Here is an 18,640-nt window from a genome sequence, read left to right as displayed (position 1 = left end):
CTACGCGAAATGTGAGGCTTCGGGAGGGCAAGATTCGCAGTCGACTGGGATTCCAGACCAGAAGATTAGCTCGGCTTTTTGGGCTTACCCGGCCTCAGCGGTACGACTTTCCCCGTATTTCGGCAAATATCCGGTGACACCCCTACGTGCGCATTCTGCTGGGCCTGCCCACTGGCCCGCTGGTATTCTTCGTAAATTCGAAAGAGCACAAGGATGCGTTCCATGACCACCCGAAAGAGGAAAGTGGAAAAAATGCAGTAAAGCGGGCATGCGATAATAGCCGCCGGTATGAGTATGTACTGGTCCCAGATTGCGGCGACGACCACCCCGGCGACAATTAGAGCACATGACAGGACGGCGTTTAGAGTCAAGAAGAGAGTGTAGGTGAACTGAATAATTTGAGGGGTGGTCAGCCTGCGGAAACGCACATCCAATAGGTCCCGGAAAAACCCAGGGTCAGATGTGGAGCAAGCTTCTTCGGTGAGAATCTTCCTGCTGGCCCAAACTGGAGCCGAGTCCCTGCTCACTTCGAAACCTCGCCAAGTTGCAGAATAGGCCCTCTTGGGCAGTCAACTTTGAGGCAGTCGTAGTCGATCCGTACCCCGGCCTTCACGCAGCTGCTGTTGCACCGGCAATCGCACCAATGATGAGTAGTAGCACGAATATGCCGTAGCCAACACAGCCAATGATGCCAGTCACGAGCCCGGTGATGGCCAACCCGTCGCCCTTTTCTCCGCTTTGTCGAATCTCACTGCGCGCCCTGGCGGCCAGCACGACGGCAAGAGGCCCTGTAATGATGCCGACAAATGGCACTACGAGAGAGATGATTCCGGTGACCATGGAGGCCACCGCCTTGCCGCTGGTGTTAGGTTGCGGCTGGTACTCTGGAGGGTGCTGATATTGCGGAGGCCTGTACTGAGGATCCTGCGGCTGCTCGGCGCTCATGACTCTCCTCGATTCCGTTATTTCTGCAGTATAAAATCGACGTTCCATGAATCACCAAACATATGTCCAGCTTCGCCAACTTCCGAATAGACCGCCTTTCGCAGAGTTCGGAGGACGAGGAAACCCCCTCCTTGTTGGCGATGGTAATCACGGCGCCCTGTTGAATCTTGGCCGTAAATTCCCTCAGTATGAAGACGCTTCTGCGTGTCCTGAGCTGAACCATCCGCAACACCGGCCAGCGCGGCTGCCTGTGGAAGAGGCTGATCCTGCATGGCGCCGAGCCGCCGATTCACTCACGCTTCCGGACCTAGCCGGAAACACCACAGGTTCAGTGTAGTCGTGCGATCCGGACGTGTCCTGCGATGGAAAAGGTGAAGCCTGAACAAATGCTCGCAGGGGCGCTGCTGCGCTCTCAAGTTGTCGTATTGCCCCTGATGTGCGATGTGCGACAGACTCTGAGAGCCAAGCGTGAGTGCGAGCCCCATCCCGGCGACTTGCAAGCTCAATTGTTCCTGGAGCAACAAAGTGGTGACCTTGGGGCAACCTGTTGGTCGGCAATCTAGAACTATGAAGAAGGACTGCAGGTGACCGCCTCAGATCTCAGCCCATTCAGCCTTATGACATTGCGGCTAAAGGGTGTTGCGCAAGGCCGTGATCAGGCGGCCTGAGCTGGGTTGTGGGCGTGTGTGGTTCATACGGCGAGGGCGAGGTTGTGCATGCGGGCGACGGCTTGTACGACGTGGTGGAGGCCGTCGCCGCGCTGCCGGCGGTCGCGGAGGATCTTGTAGTTCTTCATCCGTCCGATCACGTGCTCCACGCGGGCGCGGACCTTGCGGTGCTCCGCGTTGTCCTCTTCTTCGCCGTTGAGCAGTGGGCGTCCGGAGCGTTTGCGGTGCGGGACGATCAGGCCGGTGTTGAGGTAGGCGCCGTCACCGAGCACCGTCACATCCGCGCAGTGCGCTGCCAGGCCGGAGCGACGCCAGGCGTGCTCGTCCGCGGTGGTGCCCGGCAGCGGACGGGCCGCGGCGACCACGAGCCGGGTGTCCGCGTCCACGATGACCTGCACATTCGCCGAGAACCGGTAGTTACGCGAGGACGCGCCCACCCTCCGGTCGCGGACCGGGACCAGCGTGCCGTCAACGATCCAAAGCCGGTCTGCGGCATCGGCCGGCCGGGAGACGGGTTCGAGCGCGAGCAGCGGTCCCAGACGCTGGATGACCCGGCACACCGTGGACGAGGAGACGCCGAACAGCGGGCCCAGCTGCCGCATAGTCAGGTTGGTGCGGTAGTACACCGCGACCATCAGCACTCGCTCGGCCAGCGGCAACGACCACGGCCGACCCCGGAGGGTGCCGTTGCCGCCCCGCTCCCGGACCACCTTCAACAGACCCGAAAACTGCGTCACACGCAGCCCGGTGAACGTCTCCGCCCACACCCGCTCAGCCCTTAACACTCCGGCCGTACAAGGGAGATGCCCAGCTCACGGCCTTGTGCAACACACCCCTTAGGGCACGGTGAAGAGGACCTTGTCCTCGTCCGCGGCGGGGTTCGCCTGCTTGAGCCTGGCCCTGATGCTGGATCCGAGCTGGAGATCCAGGCCGTTGGTCGAGACGACCTTGGCCAGCACGGCGGGGTCGGCCAGGAACACTTTGCCCTCGCGCGGCCTGCCCCGCTCCGCGTCAGTGTCGATGACCGTGGCGTCGAACACCTCGCCCACGCGATCCTTGAGCACCGCGGCCTCGGCCAGGTCCATGGTCTGCCGGTTCGCCAGGCCGCCCTTCCCCCGTGCCGTGTCGCACGGGATGCAGGACAGGGCGTCGAGCACCCAGTTCGGCGGGGCCTTGTCCGCGCACGCCATGACGCACAGCTCACCGGTGTACCGGTCGACCAGGCGCCGCAGCGGAGCCGTGCAATGGGTGTACGGGGCCGCGATCGCTGCGTGCATCGTGTACGCCGGCTTCTGGTTGTCGCGGAAGACGGTGTACTCCGCCTTGAGCATTGTGCTCGTGGCCTCAGTGAGGAAGGCCATGTGCTGCTGGTTCTGGGGATCGAGCTTGCGGACCAGCGTGGCGTACGAGATGCCGGGCCGCCAGACGATGCCCAGGGCCTTCGCGATGTCGTGCAGGCGCTTGATCACGTTCTGATCGGCCTGCTCCTTTTGGGTCCGCAGGATGCCGGTACCCGTGTCGAGCATGATCTGGGCCGCGGACATCCCGGTCATGAGGGAGATCTGCTCGTTCCAGCCCTCGACCGGCAGCGTCGCCACGTAGCGCAGCCGGAACGATCCGTCCTCGAGGGTGACCTCCTGGTCCGGCAGATTCACCGAGATGCCGCCGCGCGCGATTTCGACGGCCTCCCGCAGCTCGCCGATCTCGCGCAGCAGGGCGAGGGACTCCTCCGCGGTGCCGTTCTCGATGGCCTGCTGGGCGCCGGCGTAGTCGAGCTGGGCCCGACTTCGGATCATGGCCCGGCTCACGGACGAGTCGGTCAGATTGCCGTGGGCGTCGAGGTCGTGCTGCCACAACAGGGCGGGGCGGTCCTTGTTCGGCAGCAGGCTGGCCGCGCCCTCGGAGAGGACGGGCGGGTGCAGGGGCACCTTGAGGTCGGGGAAGTACAGCGTTTCGATCCTGTCGTGCGCCTCGATGTCCAGAGGGCTGCCCGCCCTGACGAAGGTCGCCACGTCCGCGATGGCGTAGTACACGCGGTAGCCGCCACCGGGCCGCCGTTCCAGGTGCATGGCCTGGTCGAGGTCCTTCGAGGTCGGCGGATCGATCGTGAAGAACGGCAGGTGGGTGGCGTCCTTGTCGGGCAAGCGCGCCTCACCCGTGGCCTTGTCGGCCGCTTTTAGTACGCGCTTGGGGAAGCGCAGGGGGACCTTCAGCTCCGCGCGGAGTTCCTCCAGCGCGGTGCGCAGAGCGGCCTGGGCCTCGGCAGACATGTGCATCGGGCGGCGTTGCATGCCCCGAGCGTAGGGCGGCGGTCACGAACCGGCGCGGCGAGCGGGGCCGGGCGGCGGAGTGGACCGGGGCGACGGCGGCAGCACGGGAGGGGACACCGCCGGAGGGCGCGCGACGACAGCTACGGCACCTCGCCGCGTTGTCGGATCGCCCGAACATGCCCAGCATGAGGACGAGACCCTCCGCCTTGCGATGCACCGCATCTGATGCCGCGCGTTGATCCACCGGGGATTTACGGGACAGCCCTTACGGACCTCGTGCACGGTTGGCCGTGGCTCGTCGACAGTTGCGGTCCTGACAGTGGTCACGCTTGAACGCCGCGGGGGAGAGCGGCGTTCTGCTGGTGTGAGAGCAGTCCAGCGACGGCTTGGACGATGTCGCTCATGTGCGCGTGACGGCCAAGATGGCGGGCAAGAGCCCGCCAGTTCTTCAAGTGCGCGATGCCATGCTCGACGCGGATACGCCGTGAAGCGTGTGCTTTGCGCTGGAGCTCGTGCAGCTCTTCGTACCAGGCGGGGGCGTTCTTCTTGAACTTGCGACGGGGCGGTGTCACCACCCGTCCGCCGGTCTGCGCGCCCATGCCCTGATAGCCGGCGTCCGCGAGGATCTCCATGAACGGGCCGTCGGCCAGGAGCTTGACCCGTCCCAGCTGCCGGGCCTGGGCGATGTCGGCGCAACTGCCCGGCCGGACCGGGCTGCAGTACAGCAGCCGCCCTTCGTCGTCCGTGAGGACCATGGCCTTCACGGGCGTTCTGCTTGCTCTTGCCGGAGACGAACTTGTCCCGGTCCTTGCGGCCTGCGGCCGGGCGTCGCACACGGATCTCCGTGCCATCGAGCTGCGCTTCCTGCGGCACGCACCGAGCGGTTCGTCCAGATGGGCAACATCCCCTGGTTCGACCACCACGCCTTCGAGCAGGTCCGCCAGTACTCCGCCCCCAGCCCCCTGACGCTTTCGCTCCGCGTCAGCCGCAATCCCGACCACGAGGGCGCGTATCGCTACGGCATGCTCGAGCCGGTGATCGGCGAGCTGAAGCTGGCCAACACCTCCACCGACCCGGTGATGGTCGACCGCAACAAGCTGATGGGCGACGACCTCGGCATCGTCATCCAGCGCGAGGGGGAGACCGAGGCGCGGATGCACCGCCCGTACATGAAGTACTGCATGCGTCCCGAACCCGTCGTGCTGCAGCCCGGTGAGGCACTCTACGAGCAGATCCCCCTCAGCTCCGGACTCGGCGGCTGGCAGATCGCCGAACCGGGCACGTACCGCGTGTACGCCGCGCTGCGCACGACCACCGGCGGAGCAGCGGCCTCCGTCGCCGGCACCCCGGCAGGACAGGTCATGGCCGTGCCGCTCACGCTCCGGGTGGAGCACCCGGCCAGCCGTGAACAAGAGCGACTGGCGGACGACGTCTGCACGGACACCGTGGGACGCGTGCTGGCGCTGGGCGGAAGCCGGGTGCTGTACGGAGCCAACGACGTGCTGCGCGAGGTCGTGGACCGAATTCCCGACGAGGCCGTCGCCAAGCACGCCGCCGCCTGCCTGGCACTGGCGGAGACCGTCCCTGGCAAGGTCATGCAGGGTGGTGGCGACGCCATGGGCCCGCGCGTGGACCTCACGACGGCCGACACCGAGTCGGGGTGGCAGCGCGCCGAGCAGGCGTACGGAGACCTGAACGCCGCCGCCGAGACGTTCGGCCACATCCGTCTGACCCGCAACATCGAGCACATCGCCCGGTCGCTCGACCAGCAGGGCAAGAGCGAGCCCGCCGCGCAGCTGGTGGGCGGTCTCGCCCGGACCCTGGAGAGTCGCCGGGTCAAGCCGGGTGTGGTGCAGCGGGTCCGCAATCTGGAGCAGCAACTCGGCGGCGGCCAGTAGGCGGCCGACTGTGCCGGACTGTACCGAGCCCCTCCCGGAGCCGTCCGGGAGGGGCTCGGCGTGACAGTCAGCCGTGGGGGTGGGCGCGTACGGAGTCCTCGTCGGGACTCGCCCCGACGAGGCGGCGGCCAGCGTGGCCATCCGCTTGCGGCAGGTCTCCTCCCCGGCGGACAGACGGGTGCGGAAGTGCGGGTCGCGCGCTGTGTTGCCTTGCGTGTCGCCTTCCGCATTGTGACCCGGAAGCATCACGATCCACCTTGACGTCGACACTGAGCACCAGCAGCGCGTGTTCGCCGCCGGAGCATGGGCGCGGGCGGTCCGGAAGGCAGATATGTCCACCGCGGGCGCCCGCACGAGTTGTTCGGCCTGGTGTTTGCCGACCGCTCGCGTCCCGCAGCGGCGTCCGATCGCCCCTGGGGCGCCGTCGACGCAGTCCCAGGCTGTGCCCCTCGCGCGGCAACCCCAGCGCCTGGGCGGCCGTATAGCAGTTGGGCAGGCCCCAGGGCGTGCAGCGCGCACCGGGTGACCGTCACCGGCCTGACCACGCTCGCCAGTTGGCGCCGGTCGTCCTTCTCCACCCGGATGCGACGCGCGGCGAGCGGGGCCAAGGCCCCGGTGGCCAGGGTCGGCAGCTCGGCTTCTTACCGGCAGTCGCGCAACCGGCCACATCACCGCAATCTGACGGCCGCTGATCTGCGCACCCACCGCAGGGTGGACAAGCCCGGTCGGCTGCTACTGCTCGTCCTCGATCACATCAGTCGCCTGCGGACATCCAACGCATCGGCCTCCCACTCATCCGCCTCCACGACCAGCCTGCCGCCACAGTTCGAGCAAGCAGCCGCCAACGCCCCCGTTCACCTGGTGCCGCGCCGCAACAGCGTCGAAAAGCCCAGCGATCAGCAAGCCACTGCGGCCGAGGCAGACTCCCGCAGTCGCCCACCCCGCGTAATGAAGCCCCTCGGAGACCACTCCGAGGGGCTCTTCGTACCCCCGTTACGGGGGGACTCACTGTCCAAGCGCCCGGCGGGGCAGTGGTGACGAGTAGACGACACTCGTCGTCACCGAACCCAGCGTGCCGATCTTGCCGGACACGACCTCCAGGTGCCGCATCGAGCGCGCCGCGACCTTGATGACGAAGCAGTCGTCGCCGGTGACGTGGTGGGCCTCCAGGATCTCCGGCGTGGCGGCGACCAGGTCGTGGAAGGGCTTGTAGTTGCCGTTGGGGTACCGGAGGCGCACGAAGGCCAGGATCGGCAGCCCCAGCCGCTCGGGGTCGACCACCGCCGCGTAGCCCTGGATGACGCCCGCATCCTCGAGCCGCCGCACCCGTTCCGTGACCGCGCTCGCGGACATGGAGACGGCACGGGCCAACTCGGCGAAGCTGGCGCGGCCTTCACGCTGGAGGACGTCGAGGATGCGCCAGTCGGTGGCGTCCGGGGAAAACGCGGTCATGGGGGAGAAGTAGCAGGTGATTCCCCGGCAGATCAAGCCGAGTGCCGGGGATCGTCCCTTCAGTGGCTGGAGCACCGGCCGTAGATTTCTGATCATGACGATTACCGCAGCCACCACCGCCAACCCCGTCCTCCGCGTCGCCCCCGCCGCCCCGGCCGAGGCCGCCGCCTACTTCCGGGCGAGCCTCGCCTTCCACGCGGACGTCTCCGACGTCGCCGCCGCCCTCGCCTCCGGCGGCGACCCCGGGTTCGTCGTCGTGGACTCCCGTTCCACCGAGTCCTGGGACCAGGGCCACATCCCGGGCGCGATCCACCTCCCCACCGCGCTCATTCCCGAGCAGGCCGAGCAGCTCCTCGACAAGTCCGTGCCCGTCGTGACGTACTGCTGGGGCCCGGGCTGCAACGGCGCGACCCGCGCCGCACTCGCCCTCGCCGAACTCGGTTACCAGGTCAAGGAGATGCTCGGCGGCTTCGAGTACTGGGCACGCGAGGGCTTCGAGTACGAGACCTGGCAGCGCCGTAAGAGCGCCCCCGTCGACCCGCTGACCGCGCCGCTGGCGTCGGACAACTGCGGTTGCTGAGGCGGGAGTCGGTCACGGTGAACCTGTGAGGTCCGTGTGCGTGTAGGTTCTGCTGCCATGGTGCGATACGCGGAACCGGGCGCGGTGGAGTGGGTGGAGTCGGGCGGCGGCCCCCTGATAGCGGTGCCGGAGACGGTGCTGCCGTTCTGGGCGGGCGCCGACGGCGACGAGACGGCGTCCGACTACGACCGGGCCTGCGAGGTCGACGGGTTCGTGGGGCTCCTGCCCGTCGGGGACAGCGCGGCGCTGGTGTTCGGTGACGAGCCCGCGTCCACCTCGTACCTGCCCGACCACGCCATCTTCGTACGGTGGTGCGCGGCCGACTCGGAGGAGGAGGTGCTGGCCCGGGTTCCGGCCGCCCTGGCCACGGCGGACTGGGCCCAGGAGGTGCGCTGGAAGGTGCCGGGAGCGGTGGTCCTGTTCGACTCGGCCTGGCCGGGACGGGAGACGGAACGGACCGAGCATCTGCGGGTGGACCTGGAGCCGGGGGCGTACGCGGTCCGCGCCGCCCAGGTGCAGCCCGGGCCGGAGACCTGGCTGGGGCTCGTGCAACTCAGACGGCTGCCGCACTGACCCGCGGAGTTCGCGGGCCGGCAGCATGACCCGATAACCGGGTGCGCCTACACCCGGCCGTTCGCCATCATGATCTGCCATGCCCCGACTCCCGCACCCCGCCCCCGAAGCCCTGCGCCGCGACCCCCTGCCCCTGCGCGGGCGCACCGCCCTGGTGACCGGGGCCAGCAGACGTGCCGGCATCGGACATGCCGTGGCCCGGCGGCTCGCCGCGTACGGGGCGAGCGTCTATCTGCATCACCATGTGCCGCATGACGCCGCCATGCCCTGGGGGGCCGACCGTCCCGAGGACGTCGTCGCCTCCGTGCGTGAGGCGCTCGGCGACCCCGATGGCCAGGTCCTCGCGGGTCCCGGTAACCTCTCCGACCCGGCCGCACCCGCCGAACTGATCGCCACGGCCGCCGCGGCTCTGGGCGGACGGCTCGACATCCTGGTCGCCAACCACGCGGTCAGCGGCTCCGACGGCACCCTCGACCAGATCGACGCCGCGATGCTCGACCAGCACTGGGCGGTCGACACCCGCTCGGTGCTGCTGCTCGTCCAGGCCCACGCCCGGCTGAGGCCGGCCGGCCCCGGCGGCCGCGTCGTGATGATGACGTCCGGCCAGGACATCGCGGGCGGCATGCCCGGCGAGATCGCCTACGCCCTCCAGAAGGGCGCCCTCGCCTCGATCACCCGGTCCCTGTCCACCACGCTCGCCGAACAGGGGATCACGGTGAACACCGTCAACCCCGGCCCCGTGGACACGGACTACCTGACCGGCGAGGCGTACGAGGCCGTGGCGGCCCGCTTCCCGGCCGGCCAGTGGGGCATGCCCGACGACCCGGCCCGCCTGATCGCCTGGCTGGCGACGGACGAGGCGGGCTGGATCACCGGTGAGGTCATCAACTCCGAGGGCGGGTTCCGGCGTTGAGGCAGGGCGCCGGGTGAGCGCGCCTGGTCAGAGCCGGGCCAGCTCGTCCACCAGGTCGTCCAGGCCCAGCGAACCCTGGGACAGGGCCGCCATGTGCCACGCCTTGAGGTCGAAGGCGTCGCCCCGCCGCTCGCGCGCCCTGTCGCGGCCGAGCAGCCACGCCCGTTCGCCGAGCTTGTAGCCGATGGCCTGGCCCGGAATCGTCAGATACCGGGTCAGCTCGCTCTCCACGAAGTCCGCCGGACGGCTGCTGTGCGCGCCGAAGAACTCCTGGGCCAGCTCCGGAGTCCAGCGCTCGCCCGGGTGGAACGGGGAGTCGGCCGGGATCTCCAGCTCCAGGTGCATGCCGATGTCGACGATGACCCGGGCCGCCCGCATCATCTGCGCGTCGAGGTAACCGAGCCGCTGCTCCGGGTCGGTGAGGAAGCCCAGCTCGTCCATGAGCCGCTCCGCGTACAGAGCCCAGCCCTCGGCGTTGGCGCTCACCATGCCGATGGTGGCCTGGTAGCGGGAGAGGCTCCCGGCGATGTACGTCCACTGCGCGAGCTGGAGGTGATGGCCCGGCACGCCCTCGTGGTACCAGGTCGAGACCAGGTCGTAGACCGGGAAGCGGGTCTGGCCCATCGTCGGCAGCCAGGTGCGGCCCGGACGCGAGAAGTCCTCCGAAGGGCCCGTGTAGTACGGCGCCGCGGCACCACCGGGCGGGGCGATGCACGACTCCACCTTCCGCACGGGCTCGGCGAGTTCGAAGTGCGTGCCGTCCAGCTTCTCGATCGCCTCGTCCATCAGGCCCTGGAGCCACTCGCGGACCTCGTCGACGCCCTCGATGTGCTTGCCGTGCTCGTCGAGGTGCGCCAGCGCCACCCATGGCGTCGCGGCGCCCGGCAGGATCTTCTCGGCCTCCTTCTTCATCTCGCCGAGCAGCCGGTGGTACTCGGACCAACCGTAGGCGTACGCCTCGTCCAGGTCGAGATCGATGCCGTTGAAGTAGCGGGCCCAGCGGGCGTAGCGCTCGCGGCCCACCGTGTTGGGCGCGCCCTCGATCGCCGGCGTGTACACATCGCGCAGCCAGTCCCGCAGCTCCAGCACGGCGGCCGTCGCGCCACGGGCGGCCTCGTCCAGCTCAGCGCGCAACGACTCGGGGCCGTCCGACGCGAAGTCCTCGAACCAGCCGCGGCCCTCACCGGTGTCCGCCCATTCGGTGAGCTGCTCGACGAAGGTGGCGGTCGGACGCGGGGCCGCGTACAGCTTGCGCTCCAGCCCCAGCGCGAGCGACTCACGGTAGCCCGCGTACGCGGCCGGTACCGCGCGCAGCCGCTCGGCGATCGCCGCCCAGTCCTCGTCGGTCTGGTTCGGCGTGACGGTGAAGATCTCGCGTACCGAGTGCGCGGGCGTGGCCATGTTGCCGACCGTCCGCAGACCCTCGTCCGCGTCGTGCACGGCGAGTTCCGCCGTCAGCCGCTCGCGCAGCAGGCGCGCGCACCGGCGCTCGATGTCACTGTCCGCGCCGGGCAGGCGTTCGGCCTCGTCGAGCCGGGCGAGGGTGGCCCGCTGGAGCCGCGCGAGCGCCTCCTGGCCCGCGGGCGAGAGGTCGGGGAGCCTGCCCGAACTCTCCTTCACGCCGAGATAGGTACCGGTGAACGGGTCGAGGGCGATGAGCTCGTCGACATACGCGTCGGCGACCTCACGGGGCAGCGGGCTCTTGGTCTCTGACATGCGGTCCATCCTCATACGGCGACCGCTGCCACGTCAGCCCGGTTTGACCGGGCCTTGTCCCAAGTCAGCCTGATTTCGCTGAGGGCGTGCTTCCCGGAGCGTCGCGTGGCAGCAGCGGTCCGCAGTCCCACTGCTGGAAGATCAACCGGGTCTCCACCCGCGCCACTTCCCGCCGGGACGTGAACTCGTCCAGCACCAGCCGCTGCAGATCCGCCATGTCCGCCACCGCGACATGCACGAGATAGTCGTCCGGCCCGGTGAGATGGAAGACGGTCAGCGACTCCGGCAACGCCCGGATCCGCTCCACGAACGGCCCCACCAGCTCCCGCCGATGCGGCCTGACCTGAACGGAAAGCAGCGCCTGAAGCCCGCGGCCCAGCTTGGCCGGATCCAGCCGGAGCTGATGACCGAGGATCACGCCCGAGCGGCGCAGCCGGGTCACCCGGTCCAGACACGTCGACGGCGCCACGCCCACCTGCGCGGCGAGGTCGCGGTAGGTGGCCCGGGCGTCGTTCTGCAGAAGCCGCAGCAGATGCAGATCGACCGGGTCCAGTACGACGGATTCGGCCATTGGCCGAACGTAGCACGGTATGTGCCCGCGGACCCCCGGTCGATGTTCACTCTTCCGCTCATGGATCCAGCGAGCAGAGAGGCATACGACGGCATGCACGGGTATGACGACATACGTACCGCCCCCAGAGCACTCGCCACCGAGGCCGTCCACGCCGGCCGCGACGACCTGGCCCGGCAAGGGCTGCACGCCCCGCCGATAGATCTGTCCACCACCTACCCCTCCCACGACAGCCGCGGCGAGGCCGCCCGCATCGACGCGTTCGCGGCGACCGGCGCGGAGCCGGACGGCCCGCCCGTGTACGGGCGCCTCGGCAACCCGACCGTCGCCCGCTTCGAGACGGCCCTGGCCCGGCTGGAGGGCACCGAGGCCGCGGTCGCCTTCGCCAGCGGGATGGCGGCGCTGAGCGCGGTTCTCCTGGTACGGGCCTCGATGGGCCTGCGGCACGTCGTCGCCGTACGCCCCCTGTACGGCTGCAGCGACCACCTGCTGACCGCCGGACTTCTCGGCTCGGAGGTGACCTGGACGGACCCGGCCGGCATCGCGGAGGCGCTGCGCCCCGACACCGGCCTGGTCATGGTCGAGTCCCCGGCCAATCCCACGCTCGCCGAGGTGGACCTGCGGGCGGTGGCCCACGCCTGCGGCTCCGTCCCGCTGCTCGCGGACAACACCTTCGCCACGCCGGTGCTCCAGCGCCCCGCCGAACAGGGCGCACGGCTGGTGCTGCACAGCGCGACCAAGTACCTCGGCGGGCACGGGGACGTCATGGCCGGCGTCGTCGCGTGCGACGAGGAGCTCGCCGGAGGGCTGCGGCAGATCAGGTTCGCCACGGGCGGCGTCCTGCACCCGCTGGCCGGATACCTGCTGCTGCGCGGCCTGTCCACCCTGCCGGTAAGGGTCCGCGCCGCCTCCGCGACCGCAGCCGAACTGGCCGGCCGCCTCGCCGCCGACCCGCGCGTCGCCCGCGTCCACTATCCGCGCATCGGCGGCGCGATGATCGCCTTCGAGATCCAGGGCGACCCGCACGAGGTCATCGCCGGCGTCCGCCTGATCACCCCCGCCGTCAGCCTCGGCAGCGTCGACACCCTCATCCAGCACCCGGCGTCCATCAGCCATCGGATCGTGGGGGAGGACGACCGCCGAGGTGCGGGGGTGAGCGACCGGTTGTTGCGGATGTCGGTGGGTCTGGAGGACGTGGAGGACCTGTGGGCGGATCTGGACCGGGCGCTGGGGCGCCCCGAAGGGGCGCGGGGCCGTATCGACATGCGGCTCCGCCGCGGGGCGCGACCAGCCACGGCGAACCCGCAGCGGCCGGCCGCACCACAGTCCCTACGGCGCTTCCGTCCTGACCCTCACTCCGTCCTCCGGCGCAACCAGTGAGGCGTCCAGCCGGGCCGTGATGACCAAGGTTCCCTCCTCGATCTGATAGTCGAGGGGGAGCCCCAGCCCTCGCATCGCCGCGACCATCCCGGTGTTGGACGACTGAGTCACGGCGTACACACTCTCGCAGCGCGCCTGGACCGCCATCCCCACCAGCCTGCGCAGCAACTCCGTACCGATCCCACGCCGCTGCCACGCGTCCTCGATGAGGAGCGCCACCTCCGTCTCGTCACCGTCCCACAGCAGGTGGCCGAGGCCGACGATGCGCCCCGACGCGGTCTGCACGGCGAGCGTGCGGCCGAACCGGGGGCTGAGCAGGTGGTTCAGATACCGGTCCGCGTCGCCGACCGGCCCGTGATAGCGCATCCCCAGCGTCCGCGCCGAGCAGCGCTCGTGCATCTCCTTGGCGGCGGCGTGGTCACCGGTGTCCGCCCGGCGCACGGTGATGTCGTTGCCCTCGGGCAGCGTCAGCACGTCCTGGCTGCGCGGCACGCGCGGGCCGAGCCGGGCGTCCAGTTCCACCAGCGCCCGCGCCCGCGCGAACTCGGTCGGGGTGAACGGCAGATACGGCCGCTCCACAGTGATCACTCCACCCTCCGGCGCACGCAGCCGCATCACGGTGTCCTCGAGAACGCCTTCCGTGGGCACCGGCTCCGGCCCCCGGCCGCCTCCGGCCGGGACGGCGGGCAGTGACCGGATGGTGCACCGGCCCAGCAACTGCCGCAGCGCCAGTGGTAGTTCCGCCGCGTCCAGGGCGGTGCGGGTGGCGAGGCCCAGCACCCGGGTCGGCGCGTCCACCAGGTCATGGGCGTCGGCCCGCTCGATCCAGGTGCCCGCGCCGTCGGCCACCGACACCGCTCGGGTGATCTCCGCCGCCGCGAGCCGGCCGGGCGCCCGCAGCAGGAACTCGTCCACCGTGCCGTCGGCCAGCGGATGCGTCTGCAGGCTCAGGATGTCGACCCGCAGGTCGGCGAGTGCCGTGCACAGCGCGGCCAGTGACCCCGGTTCGTCCTTCACCGTCGTCCGCATCCGCCACAGGACACCGTCCTCGGACACCGTCGCGGCCGACTCCCCCGACTGGTCCGACGGCCCGGCCTGCTCCTCGGAGCGCGGCCGGGCACCGGTATCGCCTGTCGGCGGTGCGTGACCGTGGCGGCGTGCCCACCATGTGTGGAACCCCACGGTGGCGACCAGCAGGGCCGCCGAGACCAGCAGCAGCGCCGGTCCGTCGGGCCCGTGCCCGATCATGTTGGCCACGGCGTCGGCAACCGCCACCGCCGTGAAGAGCGCGGCGAGCTCGATGACGTCGCGCCGCCAGTGGTGTACAGGACGTCCGTGCTTCGCACGCGTCACATCAGACATGTCTCGACTCATGCACCCACTGTGAAGGAAGGGTGTTGCGTGATCACGAACGCTTTGTGACCGGGCGGTAAAGAGCCCTTATGTCTGGTTTGCGATCCCCGCTGTCGCGCTCCGTCCCTCTCTGCCGCGGTCCGCGCACCGGGGGACGACACCGGTGCGCGGCACGGTTACAGGCTACGGGAGTTACTGACCGACCCGGCCCGGCTGCAGGACCTGTGTGAACAGCACGGTGCCGTCGGACTCGCGCAGTCGCACCGTCAGCTCGCCGCTGTCGCCGTCGATGTCGACCTCGCCGAAGAACTGGTAGCCGCCGGCGGGCGAGACGTTGGCCGTCGTCGGCGCCTTGAGGAACACCCGCTCCGGACCGAAGGTGTTGTCCAGGGTGTTCGCCGGGAACGCGCCCGCGTTGAGCGGGCCGGAGACGAACTCCCAGAACGGCTCGAAGTCGGTGAAGGCCGCCCGCGACGGCTGGTAGTGCTGGGCCGAGGTGTAGTGCACGTCGGCGGTCAGCCAGACCGTGCCGGTGATCCGGCGGTGCTTGATGAACCGGAGCAGCTCGGCGATCTGCAGTTCCCGTCCCAGCGGAGCACCGGGGTCGCCCTGCGCGACGGCCTCGATGTTCGGCTTGCCGTCGCCGGTGTCCGGCACCACAAGGCCGAGCGGCATGTCGGAGGCGATCACCTTCCACGCCGCCCGCGAGCGGGACAGCTCGCGCTTGAGCCAGTTCAGCTGCTCGGCGCCGAGGATGCCCTGCGCGTCGGTGGCCTGGTTGTCCGGCGAGTTGGCGTTGCGGTAGGTGCGCATGTCCAGGACGAACACGTCCAGCAGCGGACCGTGGTTGACCACGCGGTAGACCCGCCCGTCCGGGCGGCGCAGGGTCGAGATCGGGTAGTACTCCGAGAACGCCTGCCGGGCGCGTGCGGCCAGGACGTCGACGTTCTTCTCCGTGTAGCGGGTGTCGCCGAGGATCTCGCCGGGGTACCAGTTGTTGGTCACCTCGTGGTCGTCCCACTGGATGATCGAGGGGACCTGTGCGTTGAACCGCTTGAGGTTGTCGTCCAGCAGGTTGTAGCGGAAGTTGCCGCGGAACTCGGCCAGGGTCTCGGCGACCTTCGACTTCTCCTCGGTGGTGATGTTCCGCCAGGTGCTGCCGTCGGGCAGGGTGACGGAGGCCGAGATCGGGCCGTCGGCGTAGATGTTGTCGCCGCTGCAGATGAAGAAGTCCGGGTCCAGTGCGGCCATCGCGTTGTAGATCTTGTAGCCGCCGAAGTCCGGGTTGATGCCCCAGCCCTGTCCGGCCAGGTCGCCCGACCACACGAAACGCACGCCGTCGCGCCGGCGCGCGGAGGCCGTACGGAACGTGCCGGTGACCGGCTCGCCGGTGCGGCGCGGGTCGTCCGGGTCGGCGAGCAGCACGCGGTAGTGGATCTGCTCGCCGGACGGCAGGCCGCGCAGCCGGGTCGTGCCGGTGAAGTCGGTGTCCGCGCCGAGCAGCGGGCCGTGCCATCTGCGCGCGCCCCGGAACGACTCGGTGGCGGACGTCTCGACGATCATCCGGGCCGGACGGTCGGAGCGCACCCACACCAGCCCCGAGTCGCAGGTCACGTCTCCCGTCTGCACGCCCCAGCCCGCCCTGGGACGCCCCGAGAGGGTGAAGGCGGGTGCCGAGCCGAGGGCGGTGGGCAGGGTCAGGGCCGCCGACGCGGCGAGCGAGCCGCGCAGGACGCTGCGGCGGCCCGGGAACGGACGGTGGGACATGGAGGCCTCCAGGGGCGGGATCCGGCCAGTGTGCAGTGCCACAACTACTGGTGCGCCGCAGCGCACACGGAAACCACAAGTGAACAACTGACCGCATCCGCAAGGGAACTTGCGAGTCACGCGGGAGACAGACGGGCGTACGGTTCCCGTCATCTTCCTGTGGGGCCGGGCACCTCCCGGCGGTGCTGCTCGCCTCCCGGTGCCGTCGCGGGCGTCGCGGCCGTCCCGGTCAGCCCGGACGCCCGGCGACCGCCTCGGCCATCAGCCGTACGCCCGCCCGGATCCGGGTGGGCGACAGATGCGCGTATCCCAGGACCAGGCGCACGCCGGGCCGCCCGCTGTCACCGGCACCCGCGTGCGTGTAGTCCGTCAGCGGGCGCACCGCCACCCCGGCCGCGGCCACGCGCGCGAGGAACCGTTCCTGAGGGCCGTACCGTTCCGGCAGCGCGGCGATGACGTGCAGTCCCGCGGCGATCCCGGTCACCTCCGCCCCCGGAAAGTCCTCCTCCAGAGCACCGACCAGGGCGTCGCGGCGCTCCCGGTACGCGCGCTGGCAGCGGCGCAGCTGACGGTCGTAGTCGCCGCGCTCCAGGAACCGGGCGAACAGCGCCTGATCCAGGGTCGGATGCCCGAGATCCATGGTCCGCTTGCGTTCGACGACCTCCTCGGTCAGTGGCTCCGGTACGAGCAGCCAGCCGAGCCGCAGCCCCGGGGCGAGGGACTTGCTGACCGACCCCGCGTAGGCGACGCGCTCCGGGTCCAGGCCCTGGAGGGCTCCCACGGGGGCGCGGTCGTACCGGAAGTCGCCGTCGTAGTCGTCTTCCAGGACGAATCCGTCGACGGACCGCGCCCAGTCGAGCAGTTCGGTACGGCGGCGGGCCGAGTAGGCGATACCGGTGGGGAACTGGTGGGCCGGTGTCGTGACGATCGACCGTACGCCCGACTCCCGCAGCGGGCCGATGGCGAGCCCCTCGTCGTCCATGGGCAGTGGCACGGTGGAGACGCCCGCGGCGGCGTAGAGGGCGTCGTGCTGGGGGCTCCCGGGGTCCTCGACACCGACTTCGCGCATCCCGCGCGCGTGCAGCACGAAGCCGAGCACGGTCGTCGCCTGCGAGACCCCGGAGACGACCACGATGCGCTCGGGGTCGGCGACCACGCCCCGGCGCCGGGCGAGCAGCTCGGCGAGCGCCGTACGCAGCCGGGGCAGTCCGCGCGGGTCGGGATAGCCGAGCTCGTGGTGCGGCAGCTCGGCCAGCACGCCGCGCTGCGCGGCCGCCCATGCGGCACGCGGGAACAGCGACACGTCCGGTGTGCCGGGCACGAAGTCGGCCCGGGCGTCGGCGGAGCGCGGAGCGAGGTCACGCGCGCGTGGCGGGGCGGCCCGTACGGCACCGCCCACCCAGGTCCCGGCACCCCGGCCGCTGCGCAGATAGCCCTCCGCCGTCAGCTGCTCGTACGCCTCGGTGATCAGCCCTCGCGACACACCGAGGTCGGCCGCGAGATCCCGGCTCGACGGCAGCCGGGTACCCGGCGCCAGCCGCCCCGACCGCACCGCCTCACGCAGGGCCGCCTGCAACGAGCGCCCACGCGCGCGTGCGGGCGCGGACACCGCCGGCAGCAGCAACTCCCAGGCGGGGGAGCCGGCGTGCGGGTCGGGATTGGTCTCCGATGACGTCATGGAACTGGACCTTAAACCGGACCGCCGCGGTTCCTAGCGTCGCTGCCATGAACGCCACCACCACGCGCGGTGCCCTCCTCGCCGCGCTCGCCTGTGTCCTCGTCGGAGGGTCCTTCACCGCCAACAGCCTGCTCGGCGAGTACCCGTACGCCGGCGGCCAGTTCCTGCGCTACGGCCTCGCCTGTCTGCTGCTCGTCCCGCTGGCCGGGCGGGACGCCCCGGCCCGGCTGCGGGCGCTCGCCGCCCGCCAGTGGGCCCGCCTCGCGGTGCTGGCGGCCGTGGGCATGGTCGGCTTCAACCTGGCCGTCATCGCGGCCGAGCGCACCGCCGAACCCGCGGTTCCCGGTGTCTTCGTCGGCTGCGCGCCCGTGGTCGTCGCGGTCGTCGTCCCCCTGCTGGACGGGCGACGGCCTCAACGAGCCGTCCTGTACGGGGCCTTGCTCGTGGCCGTCGGCGCGTTCACGGTTCAGGGCTGGGGCCGTACGGACACCGCCGGCATCGCCTTCTCCGCGTGCGCACTGGTCGGCGAGGTCGGATTCGCGGTCCTCGCCGTGCCCGTGCTGCGCCCCCTGGGCCCGCGGCTGCTGTCCGCGACGGTGTGCGGGGTCGCCGCCGCCGAGTCCGCGGCGGCCGGACTGCTCCTGGACGGCACCGCGTGGCTGCGGCGGCCGGACCTCACGGAGACCGCCGCACTGGTGTGGCAGGCGCTGATCGTGACCGTCGTCGGCTTCGTGTGCTGGTACATGGGCATGCAGCGGATCGGCGCCGAGCGCGCCACGCTCTTCTCCGGCCTCATCCCGGTCGCCGCCGCCTGCACCGCCCCGCTCGTCGGAACCGGCTCCTACGGCGCCGTCCAGGCCCTGGGCGGCGCCCTGG

At 70.2% G+C, this 18,640-nt stretch carries 16 protein-coding genes and 1 pseudogene; 6 read left to right on the top strand and 11 right to left on the bottom strand.

Annotation, left to right across the window (positions count from 1 at the left end):
• Window positions 1-65: 65 nt before the first annotated feature.
• The 5 genes from IF78_RS50940 to IF78_RS43990 all read right to left on the bottom strand — a co-directional run bounded on the left by IF78_RS50940 (window position 66) and on the right by IF78_RS43990 (window position 4,638).
• A complete protein-coding gene (locus IF78_RS50940; RefSeq protein WP_369122758.1) occupies window positions 66-428 on the bottom strand; it encodes a DUF4282 domain-containing protein in 363 nt (120 codons plus the stop codon).
• Between the two features lie 181 nt (window positions 429-609).
• The gene (locus IF78_RS46600) at window positions 610-945 is read right to left on the bottom strand and encodes a DUF4190 domain-containing protein (protein WP_158751533.1); all 336 of its coding nucleotides are present in this window, start codon (window positions 943-945) and stop codon (window positions 610-612) included.
• A 691-nt stretch (window positions 946-1,636) separates the two neighbouring features.
• Entirely contained in the window at window positions 1,637-2,398 is a 762-nt protein-coding gene (locus tag IF78_RS0129830; protein ID WP_107050036.1) for a transposase family protein, read from the bottom strand.
• A 51-nt stretch (window positions 2,399-2,449) separates the two neighbouring features.
• The gene (locus IF78_RS0129825) at window positions 2,450-3,904 is read right to left on the bottom strand and encodes an RNB domain-containing ribonuclease (protein WP_031485983.1); all 1,455 of its coding nucleotides are present in this window, start codon (window positions 3,902-3,904) and stop codon (window positions 2,450-2,452) included.
• Window positions 3,905-4,206: 302 nt separating this feature from the next.
• A complete protein-coding gene (locus IF78_RS43990; RefSeq protein ID WP_107050035.1) occupies window positions 4,207-4,638 on the bottom strand; it encodes a transposase family protein in 432 nt (143 codons plus the stop codon).
• A 138-nt stretch (window positions 4,639-4,776) separates the two neighbouring features.
• Here IF78_RS43990 and IF78_RS0129815 point away from each other — a divergent pair, with 138 nt between their 5' ends.
• A complete protein-coding gene (locus IF78_RS0129815) occupies window positions 4,777-5,781 on the top strand; it encodes a hypothetical protein (protein ID WP_031485982.1) in 1,005 nt (334 codons plus the stop codon).
• A 1,005-nt stretch (window positions 5,782-6,786) separates the two neighbouring features.
• Here IF78_RS0129815 and IF78_RS0129810 read toward each other — a convergent pair.
• Window positions 6,787-7,233 (bottom strand): Lrp/AsnC family transcriptional regulator, encoded by a 447-nt coding sequence (locus tag IF78_RS0129810; protein ID WP_031485981.1) that lies wholly within the window; start codon window positions 7,231-7,233, stop codon window positions 6,787-6,789.
• Between the two features lie 94 nt (window positions 7,234-7,327).
• Between IF78_RS0129810 and IF78_RS0129805 the strand changes: the two genes are divergently transcribed.
• The 3 genes from IF78_RS0129805 (at window position 7,328) to IF78_RS0129795 (ending at window position 9,299) form a co-directional block, all read left to right on the top strand.
• A complete protein-coding gene (locus IF78_RS0129805) occupies window positions 7,328-7,813 on the top strand; it encodes a rhodanese-like domain-containing protein (protein WP_031485980.1) in 486 nt (161 codons plus the stop codon).
• 57 nt (window positions 7,814-7,870) lie between these two features.
• Window positions 7,871-8,386, top strand: a complete 516-nt coding sequence (locus tag IF78_RS0129800) for an immunity 21 family protein (RefSeq protein ID WP_031485979.1) — start codon at window positions 7,871-7,873, stop codon at window positions 8,384-8,386.
• Window positions 8,387-8,465: 79 nt separating this feature from the next.
• Complete coding sequence (locus tag IF78_RS0129795) at window positions 8,466-9,299, top strand: SDR family oxidoreductase (protein ID WP_031485978.1); 834 nt, start codon at window positions 8,466-8,468, stop codon at window positions 9,297-9,299.
• Between the two features lie 27 nt (window positions 9,300-9,326).
• On the opposite strand, the gene IF78_RS0129790 is transcribed toward IF78_RS0129795, so the two are convergent.
• Both IF78_RS0129790 and IF78_RS0129785 read right to left on the bottom strand, forming a co-directional pair.
• A complete protein-coding gene (locus IF78_RS0129790; RefSeq protein ID WP_031485977.1) occupies window positions 9,327-11,015 on the bottom strand; it encodes a DUF885 domain-containing protein in 1,689 nt (562 codons plus the stop codon).
• 64 nt (window positions 11,016-11,079) lie between these two features.
• Window positions 11,080-11,586: an Lrp/AsnC family transcriptional regulator gene (locus IF78_RS0129785; protein ID WP_031485976.1), complete on the bottom strand. Its 507-nt coding sequence runs from the start codon at window positions 11,584-11,586 to the stop codon at window positions 11,080-11,082.
• A gap of 93 nt (window positions 11,587-11,679) precedes the next feature.
• Here IF78_RS0129785 and IF78_RS0129780 point away from each other — a divergent pair, with 93 nt between their 5' ends.
• On the top strand, window positions 11,680-12,966 hold the full coding sequence (locus tag IF78_RS0129780; RefSeq protein WP_234439907.1) for a trans-sulfuration enzyme family protein: 1,287 nt from the start codon (window positions 11,680-11,682) through the stop codon (window positions 12,964-12,966).
• Here IF78_RS0129780 and IF78_RS0129775 read toward each other — a convergent pair.
• The 3 genes from IF78_RS0129775 to pdxR form a co-directional block, all read right to left on the bottom strand.
• Window positions 12,916-14,328 carry a GNAT family N-acetyltransferase gene (locus tag IF78_RS0129775; protein WP_051828266.1) on the bottom strand — a complete coding sequence of 471 codons (1,413 nt, stop codon included), beginning with the start codon at window positions 14,326-14,328 and terminating at the stop codon, window positions 12,916-12,918. The two genes, IF78_RS0129780 and IF78_RS0129775, sit on opposite strands and share 51 nt — an antisense overlap.
• A gap of 183 nt (window positions 14,329-14,511) precedes the next feature.
• Entirely contained in the window at window positions 14,512-16,086 is a 1,575-nt protein-coding gene (locus tag IF78_RS0129770) for an alkaline phosphatase D family protein (RefSeq protein WP_031485973.1), read from the bottom strand.
• Window positions 16,087-16,315: 229 nt separating this feature from the next.
• Complete coding sequence (pdxR, locus tag IF78_RS0129765) at window positions 16,316-17,764, bottom strand: MocR-like pyridoxine biosynthesis transcription factor PdxR (protein WP_031485972.1); 1,449 nt, start codon at window positions 17,762-17,764, stop codon at window positions 16,316-16,318.
• Here pdxR and IF78_RS46595 point away from each other — a divergent pair.
• A pseudogene (locus IF78_RS46595) lies at window positions 17,755-18,600 on the top strand (EamA family transporter); the annotation flags it as partial. The gene pdxR and the pseudogene IF78_RS46595 overlap by 10 nt on opposite strands.
• Between the last annotated feature and the right edge of the window lie 40 nt (window positions 18,601-18,640).

Origin of the sequence: Streptomyces bicolor (assembly GCF_000719285.1) — a bacterium.
GTDB classification, from domain to species: Bacteria; Actinomycetota; Actinomycetes; order Streptomycetales; family Streptomycetaceae; genus Streptomyces; species Streptomyces bicolor.
The sequence above is the reverse complement of the archived record's forward strand: the minus strand, read 5'-3'. Positions and strand labels throughout refer to the sequence as shown.